Genomic DNA, 12,835 nt, shown 5'->3' on the forward strand with positions numbered 1-12,835 from the left:
CATTTCGCGGGCTTCTTTGTATCAATCGTGGAAGGCTTCGACGAACTTCCGTCTGCCGAGCATGAACGCATCCGCGACGTGGCGAAGCGGTGCAAGGTCGACATCCGAGGTGCCGGCTTTGACGATTTCCGCGAAACGGCGGTAGAGTGCTGGATATTCTTCCTCCGGTGCGGAGAACTTCAGTTCGCCATTCACCGACAGCTTCGATCCGCCTTCCGCGAGAACCATCTGGCCGTCAGCCGTCTCGGCGATGATGTCCCAGCTTTGCTTGCCCGTCTGGCGCCAATCGAATTCGGCGCGCGCCGGCACGCCGTCGGCGTTCTTGAAGTACAGGTCGGCAGCGATCGGTGCGTCGCGGTTTTCCGGGAATTCCAGCGTCGCGCTGGTGAGGAAGATCGCCTTTGGCAGGATGTGCGTCACGATCGAAAGGGCGTTGATGCCGGGATCGAAAACGCCGAGGCCGCCGGCCTGCCAGATCCAGTCCTGATTTGGATGCCAGTGGCGGACGTCTTCCTTCCAGATGACGTGAACGCTTTCGATAGTGGTGGACGCGAGGAAGGACTTGGTCGCCTCGACGGCTGCCGCATAGCGCGAGTGCCAGCTGGCGAACAGCGATACGCCCTTGGAAGCGGCCAGCGCCTCGAGATCAGCGACTTCGCTCAGCGTCGCACCGGGAGGCTTCTCCAGGAATACATGCTTTCCAGCCGACAAAGCCTTGTGCGCGGCCTCATAGCGGTACTGCGGCGGCATGCACAGCGATACCGCATTGATCTCGGGAACAGCCTCCAGCATCGCATCGATGGTCGTGAAGCTCTGCACGCCATCGACGGTGCCATGGCGGCTCGCCGTCGCGATGAGGTTGAAATCGGGATTCTTCGCGATGGACGGAAGATGCTGGTCGCGGACAATCTTGCCGACGCCAACGATGGCGAGGTTGATGGGTGACATGCTGCTACTCGCGTTCGGTGTTTCGCTCAAAAGTATGATTTATTTTGTCACTGTTCTATCAGAAAGAAGCCGGCGAGCAAGCGCCGGCGTGACTGTCAGAGTGACGCCATCACCTGGGCCGGAGCGTCCTGCTTCTTGAACTTGAGCGTCACGACCTTGTAGCCCTCGGCTTCCAGGCGCATGAGAAGCGTCGGCAGCATGTTGGCCGTGCGGGTGTGGATATCATGCATGAGGATGATGCCACGGCCTCTTTTGTGCAGGAGGTCCATGGTGCGCTTCGTGACGGCGGCAGGGGAGGTGTTGAAATAGTCCTTGCTGTCGACGTCGACATCCATGACCACCATCTCGCGCATCGCGACGGCGGCGCGCAGCTTGTGCGTATCGGCGAGATAGGGGAAGCGGAAGAAGTTGACGTCCACGCCTGTCGCCTTGGTGACTGCGGCTTCACCGCGCGTGACCTCGGCCATGGCTGCATCGAAGCTGATGGTCGCCAGATCCTGGTGCTTGTAGGTATGGCTGCCGATGGCGTTGCCTTCCATGGCGACTTTTTTCGCCAGCGCCGGGTGAAGCTCGGCCATTTCGCCGACCATCATGAACGCGCCCTTGACGCCGAACTGGTCCAGCGTTGCCAGCACGCGGTCCGTACGGCCGGGGATCGGGCCGTCGTCGAAGCTCAGGATCACTTCCTTGTCTTCAAGGCGCAGCTCGTGGATCGAGGAAACGGTCAACGTCCGGCCGGCGAGGTTGTGCCGCGCGCCGGGCATCGCTGTCTGCCGGCTCGTTTGTCCGCCGGTATCGGCTTGGCCTTCGGGGGCGACGATCGACGACGTCTTGATCGTCCTGTCTGGCGCAGGTTGTTTTGCAGTCTGACAGCCAGCGAGTGCCGCGCACAGGACGAGGCCGGAATATAGCGTGAAGCGATGCATGAAAGGGGCTCAACAAATCAGTAATGAATGTTGAGACAACCTTTCGAATTATGGTTAACGATCGGTTTCCGCAGTATCGTTGCCGTCAAGAAATCCTGGCCAGCAACGGTTTCAGCAGCAAGTGTGGCTATCCTGCCATAGCCTCTTCGTACTCGGAGGAAAGCTCGAGCCATTGTTCCTCAGCGGCGGCAAGCTTGGCCGCGGCCTCGCCCCGTTGCTTGGCTTTTTCGGCTGCCTTCGCTGGCGCCTTCTCGTAGAGCTGCGGATCTGCAAGTTCCACATCAAGCGCCTGAATCAGTTTCTCCAGTTTGCCGGTCAACGATTCGACTTCATTGATCTTTTTCTTCAGCGGCGCCAGCGAAGCGCGCTTGTCGGCATTGAGCTTTCGCTGGTCGGCCTTGGACGCCGATTCCTCGACCTGAACCTTTTCGTCCTTCTTCTTCCCCGACGACACGACGAGGTCGCGATACTCTTCCATGTCGCCATCGAAGGTCGTGACGGTGCCATTGTTGACGAGCCAGAGCCGATCGACGGTTGCCTCGATCAGGTGACGATCGTGCGAGATCAGGATGACCGCGCCGTCGTAGTCGTTCAGCGCCTCGATCAGGGCGCGGCGGCTGTCGATGTCGAGGTGGTTGGTCGGCTCGTCGAGGATCAGGAGATTCGGCGCGTGGAAGGCGGCAAGCCCCATCAGCAGACGCGCCTTCTCGCCGCCCGAAAGATCCTTGGCGGCGGTCGACATCTTTTCGGTGGCCAAGCCCATCTGCGCGACGCGTGCACGCACCTTTGCTTCCGGCGCATCAGGCATCAGTCGGCGGACGTGTTCGACCGGTGAATCGCCGGGAACGAGATCGTCGAGCTGATGCTGGGCGAAGAAGCCGATCTTGAGGTTGGGTGCCTGCTTAAGTTCACCGGCCTGCGGAGCAAGCCGGCCGGAGATGAACTTCGCAAAGGTCGATTTACCGTTGCCGTTCGAGCCGAGCAGGGCGATGCGGTCGTCATTGTCGATCCGCAGGTTGAGGCCCTTCAGGATCGGCTTCCCGGGCTCGTATCCGACTGCGCCGCCGCTGATGGCGACGATGGGCGAGGCGGGCTGCTTTTCCGGCTCGGGAAAGGTGATCGGCTGGACGTGATCTTCGATGACCGCCGCGACCGTTCCCATCCGCTCCAGCGCCTTCACGCGGCTCTGTGCCTGGCGAGCCTTGGAAGCTTTCGCCTTGAAGCGGTCGATGAAGCTCTGGAGATGCTTTCGCGCGGCGTCGTTCTTGGCCTTGGCCTTGGTCTGCAGTTCGTCGGCTTCTGCCTTCTGGCGCTCGAACTGGTCATAGCCGCCGCGATAGAAGGTGAGTTTTTTCTGATCGAGGTGGACGATCGAGTTGACCGCGTTGTTGAGCAGGTCGCGGTCGTGGCTGATGACGATGACCGTGTGCGGATAGCGCCGCACGTAGTCTTCAAGCCAGAGGGTTCCTTCGAGGTCGAGGTAGTTTGTCGGTTCGTCGAGCAACAGGAGATCGGGTTCGGCAAAGAGCACCGATGCCAAGGCAACGCGCATGCGCCAGCCGCCCGAGAATGAGGACGCCGGACGCAACTGTGCTTCCTGGCTGAAGCCGAGGCCTGCGAGAATGCTCGCAGCCCGCGCTTCGGCGGAGTGTGCGTCGATATCGACGAGCCGCATCTGGATTTCGGCGATCCGGTGGGGATCGCCTGCGGTCTCCGCTTCCTTCAGCAGCGCGCTGCGTTCCTTGTCTGCGGACAGAACGATACTCAGCAGGGATTCTTCCGTGCCCGGCGCTTCCTGCGCGACCTGACCGATGCGGGCGTTCTTAGGAAGAGAGACCGATCCGGTCTCCGCCCCGAGGTCGCCGGTGATGATCCGGAAAAGGGTCGACTTGCCGGCGCCGTTTCGCCCGACCAGGCCGGCCTTGGTGCCGGCAGGCAGGGAAACGCTGGCATGATCTAGAAGCAGGCGGCCGGCAATACGCGCGGAAATATCGGTGATCGTAATCATGCCGGCGTTTTGGCTGAAAGCCGCAGCCAGCGCAAGAGCCTGCCTGTCAGCGTCCGAAGGCCTGTACCGGTTGGCGCCGGTTCGACTGTGCGGCATGCAGGGCCACACGCGCATTGGCCTGTAGCTGGGAGGCGGTGGCGGCGTCGCCGCTAAGCGCAATGCCGAGAGACACAGTCAACCTTGCGGAGGCGGTGTCGGTCGCCGCGAAGATCAGGTTGTCTTCGGCAGCGGTCCGCAGTCGTTCGGCAATGGCGACGGCCTCCTGCATTCCCACATTGGCGAACAGAAACGCAAACTCGTCGCCATCCGTCCGCGAAACGAAGTCGTGCTTCTTGATCGACTTGCGGAAGATATCCGCGAGCTTTTTCAGGAGACGGCTGCTGATCTGCTGGCCGTAGCGGCTGTTGAAGGCCTTGAACTCGTCGATGTCGACCATGATGAGGGCGCTGCCGGCAGCCCCTTCCTCTCGCTCGTAGAGATCGGCCATCGTCTTGTTGAGCGCGATGCGGTTCGGCAGTCCCGTGAGCTTGTCGGTCGTTGCGGCGGCATGGGCCGCGGCCACGCCCCGGGCGAGCGCATCGAGCCGTTCCATATCGGTCTCGAGCTTCGCTTCGAGAGCGGTTTCCGCCGCCAGCGTCTCTTCCAAGGTCCGCGAGAGATATTCCATCTCGCTCATCAGCGAGGAAAGGCTCTGGTCGGGAGAGTCGACGATCGAACCGAGAACTGCCGCCGTTGCCCGCACAAAGGACTTCTTGCCGGCGAGGCTTTCGGCAAGCTGGTCCGCAAGGTCTCGGAGCAATTTGCTTGTCTCCGCCTGGGAGACGCTGTCGATCATGCCGCAATGGCTGACAAGGCGATATTTCAGGCCGAGTTCATCGAGCGACGACTGTTTCGGATTGGGCCCAAGCGCGGCGATATCCTGCGCCAGGGCTGCGTTCTGTCCGATGATGGCTTCGTGCAGGAGCTCGTAGTTGCGCGGAAACCCAGCGATCCCAAGCCGCGTGATATGCTGGCTCACGCGCTGAATGTCGGTCGCGACCGGCGGACGCGCCGCTTCACGTTGCGTCTGTGCATTCGATGCTGCATTTCGCATTGCGGCCCCCTCGCTTTTCGGTCCTGTCCGACCTCGCGTTGTAGAGTCCTATGCGCGCAATCGCTTAAAATTGCTTGAATTCAGGCTCGATCGGACTGGTTTCGGTCGGCTTGTCCGGTAACGCGGTTAATGAGGCCTTGCTTATCAGGCGCCAAGCCATCTCTTGCCGTCGCTCCTCAGGTAGTATGCGAGGTCGAGGGAAAGGCTGGGTTTGCCAAGGCCGGTCAGGATCATGTGGCATTGGCCGCGATGATGCGTCTGGTGATTGAAGACATGGGAGAGCCCGCTCCAGAGCGACTGCGTGATCACGGTCGAAACGGTGACCGGCGTGTAGGTGAAGTCGGCGGCGATGGCCGCATCGTCAAGCGTGTCGACCCACGTAATGATCCGCTGGTCTTCGGCTCGACGCGCCTCGGTGAGGGACGGCAGGTCGGCATGCAGTATGTGGTCGAGGCTTGTAGGTGCGTTGCCGGTGCCGCTGAAACGCTTCATCCAGATCCTGTCGGCGACCAGAATATGATTGAGCGTTCTCTGCATGGAGCCGAAGAAGGCACCGCGATCGGCTTGGAATTCATCGCCCGTGAGTTCGGCTGCGGCGGTGTAGACGATGTCATTGGCCCAACGATTGTAGTCGGCAAACATCCTGTATTGTTTCAGCATTTCCACTCCTCGATCTGCTCTTCGAACCGATCATAGGACGATTTCGCCTGATCGGTAGTGATGACGCCATGAAAATTGATGATGGCTTCCGAGCGTGCGACACTGGCGTGAAATTACCGGTCCCCCTTGTTTTCAGGCAATCGGACGGGTAAACACCGCCCACTTTTCCCCGATAACTGAGGATTATTACAATGGCCATTGAACGCACCTTCTCGATGATCAAGCCGGACGCAACGAAGCGCAACCTGACGGGCGCTATCACCAAGATGCTCGAAGATGCCGGCCTGCGCGTCGTCGCCTCCAAGCGCGTCTGGATGAGCAAGCGCGAAGCAGAAGGCTTCTACGCTGTTCACAAGGAACGCCCCTTCTTCGGCGAACTGGTTGAAGGCATGACCTCCGGCCCGACCATCGTTCAGGTTCTGGAAGGCGAAGGCGCCATCCTGAAGAACCGCGAAATAATGGGTGCGACCAACCCGGCAAACGCTGACGAAGGCACGATCCGCAAGGTTCACGCCCTGTCGATCGGCGAAAATTCCGTTCACGGCTCCGACGCTCCGGAAACCGCTGCTCAGGAAATCAAGTACTGGTTCTCCGACACCGAAATCGTCGGCTGATTCAAGAGTTCAGCAAATCCGCTGAACGCATTGAACTGACTCTGAAAGCCGGGGCATCGCTCCGGCTTTTTTACGTCGAGGGGCAGGTGTCCTTGGTGTCGTAGTCGGTCGTTCCGTCGGCTTTGAAGACCTCGGGATTCTTGTTGTAAAACGGCCCGACGACCAGCGGCTTGCCCGGCATCACGGATTGATCGACGCTGGAAATCACCTTCGTCTGCAGGCTCTGCAACGTCTTGCCGCCGGCATCGACCAGCCGCACGTTGACCACGTAGGGTCTGTCTTTCTTGACGCAGTGAACGGCAGGGCTCTGGATCGTGATCTTGTCCCAGAAGGGGTAGATCTTCTCGTTCGTGACAAGCGGATCGCCGCCGCTCGGGTTCTCGAACTCGGCGATGGCAACGCTGCCATCAGGGATCGGAGCCTTCTTGTTCAGTGTCACGAGATAGGTGGCGACCGCCACCCGGTAATTGAACACGAAGACATGGCCACCGAATTCGACCAGATTGTCCGTCTGTCTCTGACAGCCCGCGAGGACAACAATCGCGGTCGCGAGCGCTGCGATCCATCCTGCTTTCATCGGGCGTCCTCCTCTTTTTTCCGCCGGTAGTGTCGGTTCGCCTTGGCACGGTTGCCGCAAACGGCCATGTCGCACCATGCGCGGCTTCGGTTCTTGCTTCGGTCGATGAAGAGCCAGCCGCAATTCCTGCATATCTTCATGCGTTCCGGTTCCGGCATCGAAATCAGGGCGATGGCGGAGCGGGCGGTCGCGTGCGCGATGTCGTTCCGCTCTGCCTCGCGGAGATTTCCGGCCGCCGCGTCCAGAAGGTCGGCCAGCAGCAGGTCGTCGTCTCCGTCAAGGATACGCGCCCTGAAATAGCGGTCGGTTGCTTCCCTGAGGTCGATGAACCGCCTTTTGTCGTCAGGAGACGAAGGCGCCACATCGCCGAACAGCGCACGTTCGGCACAGAACCGGGAGGCCGCATCGGGAAAAGCCGCAAGCTGTGTCTCGGTCGCAAAACGGTCGATTGACCTGGCGTCGTCGTGGCGAAGAATGACGCTGTTGGCGACATCCAGCGCCAACGCCCCACCGGCAAATCGATGTTCTGTCCACGAAAAGCTCATCCTCAAAATATAACTGGTAAAATGAATTTTGCTAGTTATGATTTTGCCATCGGGAGAGCGGTATGGCCTATCTGTTGCAGCAGCTGGCGAATGCGGTGCCGTTGGCAGCGCTCTATGCTGCGCTGGCATTCGGCTATGCCGTTGCCTTCGGCGTGACCAAGCGTCCTGATATAACTTACGGCGCGATTTTCGCCTTCTCAGGCCAGATCCTGCTGCTCTTCACTGACATCGCCTACAACAGGCTATGGCTGATCCTGCCCGCAGCCCTCGGCTTCGGCGCGGTGTGCGCAGTGCTTTATGGGGTGACCGCAGGCATCTGGGTCGGGCGTTCGATCATGCTGCCGTTGGTGCGCAACGCGTCGAACACGGTGATTGTCGCAGCGCTCGGCGTCACGATCGTGCTCATGGAAACCGCCCGCCTTGCTTCCAATACGAGAAGCCTGTGGCTGTCACCCTTCATGAACAGCCATGTCGTGCTCTGGCATGGCGGTGCATTCGACGTCGTGCTGACGCAGATACAGTTGGTCAACACCGTCCTGATGTGCGTGCTCGTCCTGATCGGCGCCTTCGTCCTCGGCTGCTCCTCATGGGGGCGCATGTGGCGCGCGGTCACCGACGACCCGCTGGCGGCGGAGCTCTGCGGCACCAGTTCGCGTCGCGTCTTCCTGGTGGCCTATGCCACCGCTGCGCTGGTCGCCTCGATTTGCGGGATTCTCTCGACTGCCTATTACGGGACGATGGATTTCGGCGACGGCTTGTTGTTCGGGCTGAAGGTGCTGATGGTGGCTGCCGTCGGCGGGTATTCAGATCCCGTGAAATCCGCGGGAGGGGCGGCGGGCCTGGGTTTCGTCGAAACCCTTTGGACCGCCTACGGATCATACCTGTGGCGGGACTTTACCGTCTTTTCGCTGCTGGTCTTACTGCTCGTTCTCAGCAGGCGCGAGCGCGTCGCTCCCTAGGGATGGAGAGGCTCATTTCCACTTGTCGCGGGCGGTATCGTCGACGTCTTTGGCCTCGATCCACTCCCGCTCTTGGCCGTCCTTGCCATGCTCCTTCTTCCAGAAGGGCGCCGACGTCTTAAGGTAGTCCATTACGAAATTCGCCCCGTCGAAGGCGGCCTGCCGGTGCGGCGCCGCTGCGATGACCAGCACGATATTCTCGCCGGCCGCGATCTTTCCATAGCGATGGATGGCGGTCAGCCCGACGAGCTTGAAGCGTCCGATCGCCATCGCGGCGATCCGCGTCATCTCCGCCTCGGCCATGCCAGGGTAGTGCTCGAGCTCGAGTGCAGCGAGCGTCCCGCCCTCATCGCGGCAGAGGCCGGAGAAGGTGACGATGGCGCCGATGCCGGGATTGCCCTTGCTGAGCGCGTCGATCTCGGCCTGGAGGTCGAAATCCTCGCGCTGGACGCGGATGGTGGGAGAGATGCTCATAAGTGTGGTTTCGGCTTTTCGGCGAGGGAGTGCCGTGCCAGCCCCCTCTGTCCTGCCGGACATCTCCCCCACAGGTGGGGAGATCGACTCGTGGCGGGATCCCCGAAGAACGTTGAGGTCCGAGCGAGCGGCTACCCCCAGCCGATCTCCCTCCTTGAGGGGGAGATGCCCGGCAGGGCAGAGGGGGGCGCCGCGCCACAGCCGTCATGATAGTCACCCGCCCGTCATCGGCGGGAATATGCCGATCTCCCTGGCGTCGCCGATCGGCTCGTCGTGCTCGACATGCTCCTGGTCGATCGCGACGCGGATCACGTCGGGGAACTGAAGCGCGGTCTCATATTCCTCGCCCATCGTCTTCAAATGATTCAGAAGATCGGCAACGGTGACCACGGATGAGGGGAGCGTGATCTCTTCTTCGGCCTTGCCGATGCGTTCGCGCACCCAGGCGAAATAGACGAGCTTTGTCATTCTTCGTCATCCACGATGTGCTTCAGACCGGCCCGGAAGTAGTCATACCCGGTGTAGATCGTCAGCAACGCTGCGATCCAGAGAAGGCCGATGCCCGTCTTCGTCGTATAGGGGAAGACCTCATCGCCCGCAGGACCGGCGAGCAGGAACGCGATGGAAACCAGCTGCACCGTCGTCTTCCACTTGGCAATCCGGGTGACCGGCACGCTGACCTTAAGGGCCGCCAGATATTCACGCAGACCGGAAACCAGGATCTCGCGGCAGAGAATGGTGATCGCAGCCCAGATCGACCAGCCCGCAATCGTCTGGTCGGCGGCGACCAGCAGAAGGATGGAGGCGACAAGCAGCTTGTCGGCGATCGGGTCGAGCATGCGTCCGATGTTCGACGTCTGGTTCCAGATGCGGGCGAGATAGCCGTCAAGGAAGTCGGTGAGCGATGCGATCACGAAGATCCACAACGCCACCCATCGCGCGGTATTGCTGATCGCCAGCTTCCCCTCGAGGAAGAAGCAGAGAACGATCGCCGGAACAGCAAGAATGCGGCCGTAGGTCAGCAGGTTCGGAATATTATATGCGCGCGATGCCATGAAACATGTCTCTGAAGTGATGTGCCCGTAGATGACGGCTTTGACGGTAAAGCGTCAACATTCTTTCTATTTTTTCGCTGCCTTTGCGTGGAATTTGCGACTGACTCCACCTATTTCGCGGCGTCATCGTGAAAATGATTGTAAACCTGCTTGGCGACCGTCTCCGAAATGCCCTCGACGGCCATCAGATCGGACAAAGCAGCGCGGGAAACCGCCTTGGCGGTTCCGAAGTGCTGCAGCAGGGCGCGCTTGCGCGACGGCCCGATGCCGCCGATTTCGTCGAGCGGGTTCTTGACCAGCTCCTTCTTGCGCCGGGCGCGATGCGAGCCGATGGCGAAGCGGTGCGCCTCGTCGCGCATGCGCTGGATGAAATAAAGAACGGGGTCGCGCGGCGGCAGGGTGAAGCTCTCGCGTTGCGGTGGAAAGAAACGCTCGCGACCGGCATCGCGGTCGACGCCCTTGGCGACGCCGATGGCGATCACGCTGTCGGTGATCCCGAGTTCCTCGAGGATGGCGCGCACGGCCGTCATCTGCCCCTGGCCGCCGTCGATGAGGATGACGTCGGGCCACGCGGGGAACGGCATGTCGGCCGCATCCGCCGGCGATGCCGGTTGGCTGCGGTCGGGAATACCTTCTTCCTTGAGCAGGCGCGAGAAACGTCGTGTCATCACCTCGCGCATCATGCCGAAGTCGTCGCCCGGCGTGATGTCGGTCGATTTGATGTTGAACTTTCGGTACTGGCTCTTCACGAAGCCTTCCGGCCCCGCGACGACCATGCCGCCAACCGCGTTGGTGCCCATGATGTGAGAGTTGTCGTAGATCTCGACGCGCTGCGGCACATAAGGAAGCTTGAACGTATCCTTGAAGCCCTCGAGCAGGCGCGATTGCGACGCCGTCTCGGCAAGTTTGCGGCCATGCGCCTCGCGCGCATTGGCAATCACATGCTCGACCAGATCACGCTTCTCCCCGCGCTGCGGGACGAGGATCGACACTTTATGCCCGGCCTTCTCGCCAAGTGCTGCGGCAAGCAGTTCGAGTTCCTCGACCGTTTCCGACAGCAGGATCTGCTTGGGCACCGGCTTGTCGTCATAGAACTGCGCGAGGAAGGCATTCAGAACCTCGGCACCCGACAGCTGCGGGTCGGCCTTCGGGAAATAGGCGCGGTTGCCCCAGTTCTGCCCCGTGCGGAAGAAGAACACCTGGATACAGGAGATGCCGCCCTCGTGGTGGATCGCGAAGACATCGGCTTCTTCCACGCCGGCGGGATTGATGCCCTGATGACTGGAAACATGCGAGAGCGAGGCCAGGCGATCGCGATAGACGGCAGCGCGCTCGAAATCGAGGTCCTCTGCCGCGAGGTTCATCGCCTCGGCGATATGCGCTTTGACCTTCTGGCTCTTGCCGGAAAGGAAGTCCTTCGCCTCCTGCACAAGCTCGCCGTACCCCGCATCGCTGATCTCGTGCGTGCAGGGCCCGGAACAGCGCTTGATCTGGTAGAGCAGACAGGGACGGGTGCGCGTCTCGAAGACGCTGTCGGTACAGGTGCGGATAAGGAAGGCGCGCTGCAGCGAGTTGATCGTCCGTCCGACGGCGCCAGCCGACGCAAAGGGGCCGAAATAGTCGCCCTTGCGGGCGCGGGCGCCGCGATGCTTGAGGATCGCCGGTGCACGGTGGTCGCCTGATATCAGGATATAGGGAAACGACTTGTCGTCGCGCAGCAGCACATTAAAGCGCGGGCGCAAGCGCTTGATGAGATTCGCTTCCAGCAGGAGTGCTTCGGTTTCCGTGCGCGTCGTCACGAATTCCATGTTCGCCGTCAGCCGCACCATCTGCGCGATGCGGTTCGAATGCACGCGGCCGAGCGCATAGTTGCTGACGCGCTTCTTCAGGCTGCGTGCCTTGCCGACATAGAGCACGTCGCCGGCCTCATTGAACATGCGGTAGACGCCAGGGCTGTTCGGCAGCCGCTTGACGAACTCCGCAATCAGGTCGGCGCCAACAAGGCCGGTTTCGTTGGCCCCGCCTTCGTTCCAATCGATTGCAGCCGTCGGCGCCGCCGTGGAAGCGTCGCTCTCCACTTCGATATCGTCGTCGACATCCGTTTCGTCATAAAGAACGCCGCCATCGGGCAGCTTCCTTGAATTCATTCCGTAATCTCCGCCACGTCAGGCGTCTTCCAGGCAAGGTGCTGGCCGCCGTCAAGGGCAATCATTTGGCCGGTGATCGAGGGCGTTTCGTAGAGGAAGCGAATCGTTTTGCCGAATTCCTCGAGCTTCGGCCCTCGCTTGAGGATAAGCGCTGAAACCTGTGCTTGGAAGTCTTCTTGCAATTGCCGCTCGCTCGGCATCGATGGACCGGGGCCGATCGCGTTGACGCGGATGCGCGGAGCCAGAGCCTGCGCCATGGTCTGTGTCGCGGTCCACAAGGCAGACTTCGAGAGCGTATAGGAGTAGAAGCTTGGACGCAGCGCCCATACGCGTTGGTCGATGATGTTGACGATCAGCCCGTCCGTCTGCTCCGGCAGCTGTGCTGCAAAACCGGCCGAGAGAATCGACGGGGCGCGGACATGGACCGCGAAATGCTCGTCCCATGCCGCAGCGTCGATATGACGGACCGAATCCTCGTGGAAAACCGAGGCGTTATTGACCAAAAGATCGATCGGCCCGATTGCGTCCGAAACCCTTTTTATCAGGTCACCCGTCTCCTCATTTTTTTCGAGGGCCGCTTTCACTGCGACGGCGCGAATTCCCTTTTGCCTCAATTCTGCCGCGAAATCTTCAGCCTCTTTCAGCGAACGGTTTGCGTGGATCGCAACCGAGAAGCCATTTGCTGCAAGATCCTCGACTATCGCCCGACCTATTCTTTTGGCAGCGCCGGTCACGAGTGCGGTGCGAAGTCTTTTCCCGTTCAAAATCATGCCTCTTCATCACGCGAGTCTGTGCGCGGCATATATAGGCGCCTGGATCGACCTTATAA

At 60.8% G+C, this 12,835-nt stretch carries 14 protein-coding genes; 2 read left to right on the forward strand and 12 right to left on the reverse strand.

Translation table 11 applies throughout. From position 1 onward, the window contains the following. Nucleotides 1-21 precede the first annotated feature (21 nt). From FZ934_RS03835 to FZ934_RS03855, 5 genes are all read right to left on the reverse strand, one after another. The gene (locus tag FZ934_RS03835) at nt 22-948 is read right to left on the reverse strand and encodes a Gfo/Idh/MocA family protein (RefSeq protein WP_153269992.1); all 927 of its coding nucleotides are present in this window, start codon (nt 946-948) and stop codon (nt 22-24) included. A gap of 95 nt (nt 949-1,043) precedes the next feature. Continuing rightward, nucleotides 1,044-1,874 carry a polysaccharide deacetylase family protein gene (locus FZ934_RS03840; RefSeq protein ID WP_153269993.1) on the reverse strand — a complete coding sequence of 277 codons (831 nt, stop codon included), beginning with the start codon at nt 1,872-1,874 and terminating at the stop codon, nt 1,044-1,046. Between the two features lie 127 nt (nt 1,875-2,001). Then, nucleotides 2,002-3,882 carry an ABC-F family ATP-binding cassette domain-containing protein gene (locus FZ934_RS03845; protein WP_153269994.1) on the reverse strand — a complete coding sequence of 627 codons (1,881 nt, stop codon included), beginning with the start codon at nt 3,880-3,882 and terminating at the stop codon, nt 2,002-2,004. Between the two features lie 46 nt (nt 3,883-3,928). Beyond that, nucleotides 3,929-4,975 carry a GGDEF domain-containing protein gene (locus tag FZ934_RS03850; RefSeq protein ID WP_153269995.1) on the reverse strand — a complete coding sequence of 349 codons (1,047 nt, stop codon included), beginning with the start codon at nt 4,973-4,975 and terminating at the stop codon, nt 3,929-3,931. A gap of 144 nt (nt 4,976-5,119) precedes the next feature. Next, on the reverse strand, nt 5,120-5,635 hold the full coding sequence (locus tag FZ934_RS03855; protein ID WP_153269996.1) for a DinB family protein: 516 nt from the start codon (nt 5,633-5,635) through the stop codon (nt 5,120-5,122). 191 nt (nt 5,636-5,826) lie between these two features. Between FZ934_RS03855 and ndk the strand changes: the two genes are divergently transcribed. Continuing rightward, on the forward strand, nt 5,827-6,249 hold the full coding sequence (ndk, locus tag FZ934_RS03860) for a nucleoside-diphosphate kinase (protein ID WP_016553456.1): 423 nt from the start codon (nt 5,827-5,829) through the stop codon (nt 6,247-6,249). A 70-nt stretch (nt 6,250-6,319) separates the two neighbouring features. Here ndk and FZ934_RS03865 read toward each other — a convergent pair whose 3' ends face one another. Both FZ934_RS03865 and FZ934_RS03870 read right to left on the reverse strand, forming a co-directional pair. Beyond that, a complete protein-coding gene (locus FZ934_RS03865) occupies nt 6,320-6,826 on the reverse strand; it encodes a hypothetical protein (protein WP_153269997.1) in 507 nt (168 codons plus the stop codon). Next, nucleotides 6,823-7,371 (reverse strand): CGNR zinc finger domain-containing protein, encoded by a 549-nt coding sequence (locus FZ934_RS03870; protein WP_153269998.1) that lies wholly within the window; start codon nt 7,369-7,371, stop codon nt 6,823-6,825. Before FZ934_RS03870 ends, FZ934_RS03865 begins: the two co-directional genes overlap by 4 nt. Before the next feature lie 62 nt (nt 7,372-7,433). Here FZ934_RS03870 and FZ934_RS03875 point away from each other — a divergent pair, with 62 nt between their 5' ends. Then, entirely contained in the window at nt 7,434-8,330 is an 897-nt protein-coding gene (locus tag FZ934_RS03875; RefSeq protein ID WP_153269999.1) for a branched-chain amino acid ABC transporter permease, read from the forward strand. 12 nt (nt 8,331-8,342) lie between these two features. Here the strand turns inward: FZ934_RS03875 and FZ934_RS03880 are convergent, their stop codons facing one another. The 5 genes from FZ934_RS03880 to FZ934_RS03900 form a co-directional block, all read right to left on the reverse strand. Beyond that, on the reverse strand, nt 8,343-8,804 hold the full coding sequence (locus tag FZ934_RS03880) for a molybdenum cofactor biosynthesis protein MoaE (RefSeq protein WP_153270000.1): 462 nt from the start codon (nt 8,802-8,804) through the stop codon (nt 8,343-8,345). A 213-nt stretch (nt 8,805-9,017) separates the two neighbouring features. After that, nucleotides 9,018-9,272, reverse strand: a complete 255-nt coding sequence (gene moaD, locus FZ934_RS03885) for a molybdopterin converting factor subunit 1 (RefSeq protein ID WP_153270002.1) — start codon at nt 9,270-9,272, stop codon at nt 9,018-9,020. Next, complete coding sequence (gene pgsA / locus FZ934_RS03890; protein ID WP_153270003.1) at nt 9,269-9,859, reverse strand: CDP-diacylglycerol--glycerol-3-phosphate 3-phosphatidyltransferase; 591 nt, start codon at nt 9,857-9,859, stop codon at nt 9,269-9,271. The genes moaD and pgsA overlap by 4 nt, the downstream gene beginning before the upstream one ends. A gap of 110 nt (nt 9,860-9,969) precedes the next feature. Further along, nucleotides 9,970-12,006: an excinuclease ABC subunit UvrC gene (gene uvrC, locus FZ934_RS03895; protein WP_153270004.1), complete on the reverse strand. Its 2,037-nt coding sequence runs from the start codon at nt 12,004-12,006 to the stop codon at nt 9,970-9,972. Beyond that, nucleotides 12,003-12,770, reverse strand: a complete 768-nt coding sequence (locus FZ934_RS03900) for an SDR family oxidoreductase (protein WP_153270005.1) — start codon at nt 12,768-12,770, stop codon at nt 12,003-12,005. Before FZ934_RS03900 ends, uvrC begins: the two co-directional genes overlap by 4 nt. Between the last annotated feature and the right edge of the window lie 65 nt (nt 12,771-12,835).

This window comes from Rhizobium grahamii (assembly GCF_009498215.1).
Taxonomy (GTDB): Bacteria; Pseudomonadota; Alphaproteobacteria; order Rhizobiales; family Rhizobiaceae; genus Rhizobium; species Rhizobium grahamii_A.

Coding starts and splice junctions, on each gene's coding strand:
- uvrC (WP_153270004.1), bottom strand. CDS start 12,006: ATGAATTCAAGGAAGCTGCCCGATGGCGGCGTTCTTTATGACGAAACG.
- FZ934_RS03845 (WP_153269994.1), bottom strand. CDS start 3,882: ATGATTACGATCACCGATATTTCCGCGCGTATTGCCGGCCGCCTGCTT.
- FZ934_RS03870 (WP_153269998.1), bottom strand. CDS start 7,371: ATGAGCTTTTCGTGGACAGAACATCGATTTGCCGGTGGGGCGTTGGCG.
- moaD (WP_153270002.1), bottom strand. CDS start 9,272: ATGACAAAGCTCGTCTATTTCGCCTGGGTGCGCGAACGCATCGGCAAG.
- FZ934_RS03865 (WP_153269997.1), bottom strand. CDS start 6,826: ATGAAAGCAGGATGGATCGCAGCGCTCGCGACCGCGATTGTTGTCCTC.
- FZ934_RS03880 (WP_153270000.1), bottom strand. CDS start 8,804: ATGAGCATCTCTCCCACCATCCGCGTCCAGCGCGAGGATTTCGACCTC.
- FZ934_RS03840 (WP_153269993.1), bottom strand. CDS start 1,874: ATGCATCGCTTCACGCTATATTCCGGCCTCGTCCTGTGCGCGGCACTC.
- pgsA (WP_153270003.1), bottom strand. CDS start 9,859: ATGGCATCGCGCGCATATAATATTCCGAACCTGCTGACCTACGGCCGC.
- ndk (WP_016553456.1), top strand. CDS start 5,827: ATGGCCATTGAACGCACCTTCTCGATGATCAAGCCGGACGCAACGAAG.
- FZ934_RS03850 (WP_153269995.1), bottom strand. CDS start 4,975: ATGCGAAATGCAGCATCGAATGCACAGACGCAACGTGAAGCGGCGCGT.
- FZ934_RS03835 (WP_153269992.1), bottom strand. CDS start 948: ATGTCACCCATCAACCTCGCCATCGTTGGCGTCGGCAAGATTGTCCGC.
- FZ934_RS03855 (WP_153269996.1), bottom strand. CDS start 5,635: ATGCTGAAACAATACAGGATGTTTGCCGACTACAATCGTTGGGCCAAT.
- FZ934_RS03875 (WP_153269999.1), top strand. CDS start 7,434: ATGGCCTATCTGTTGCAGCAGCTGGCGAATGCGGTGCCGTTGGCAGCG.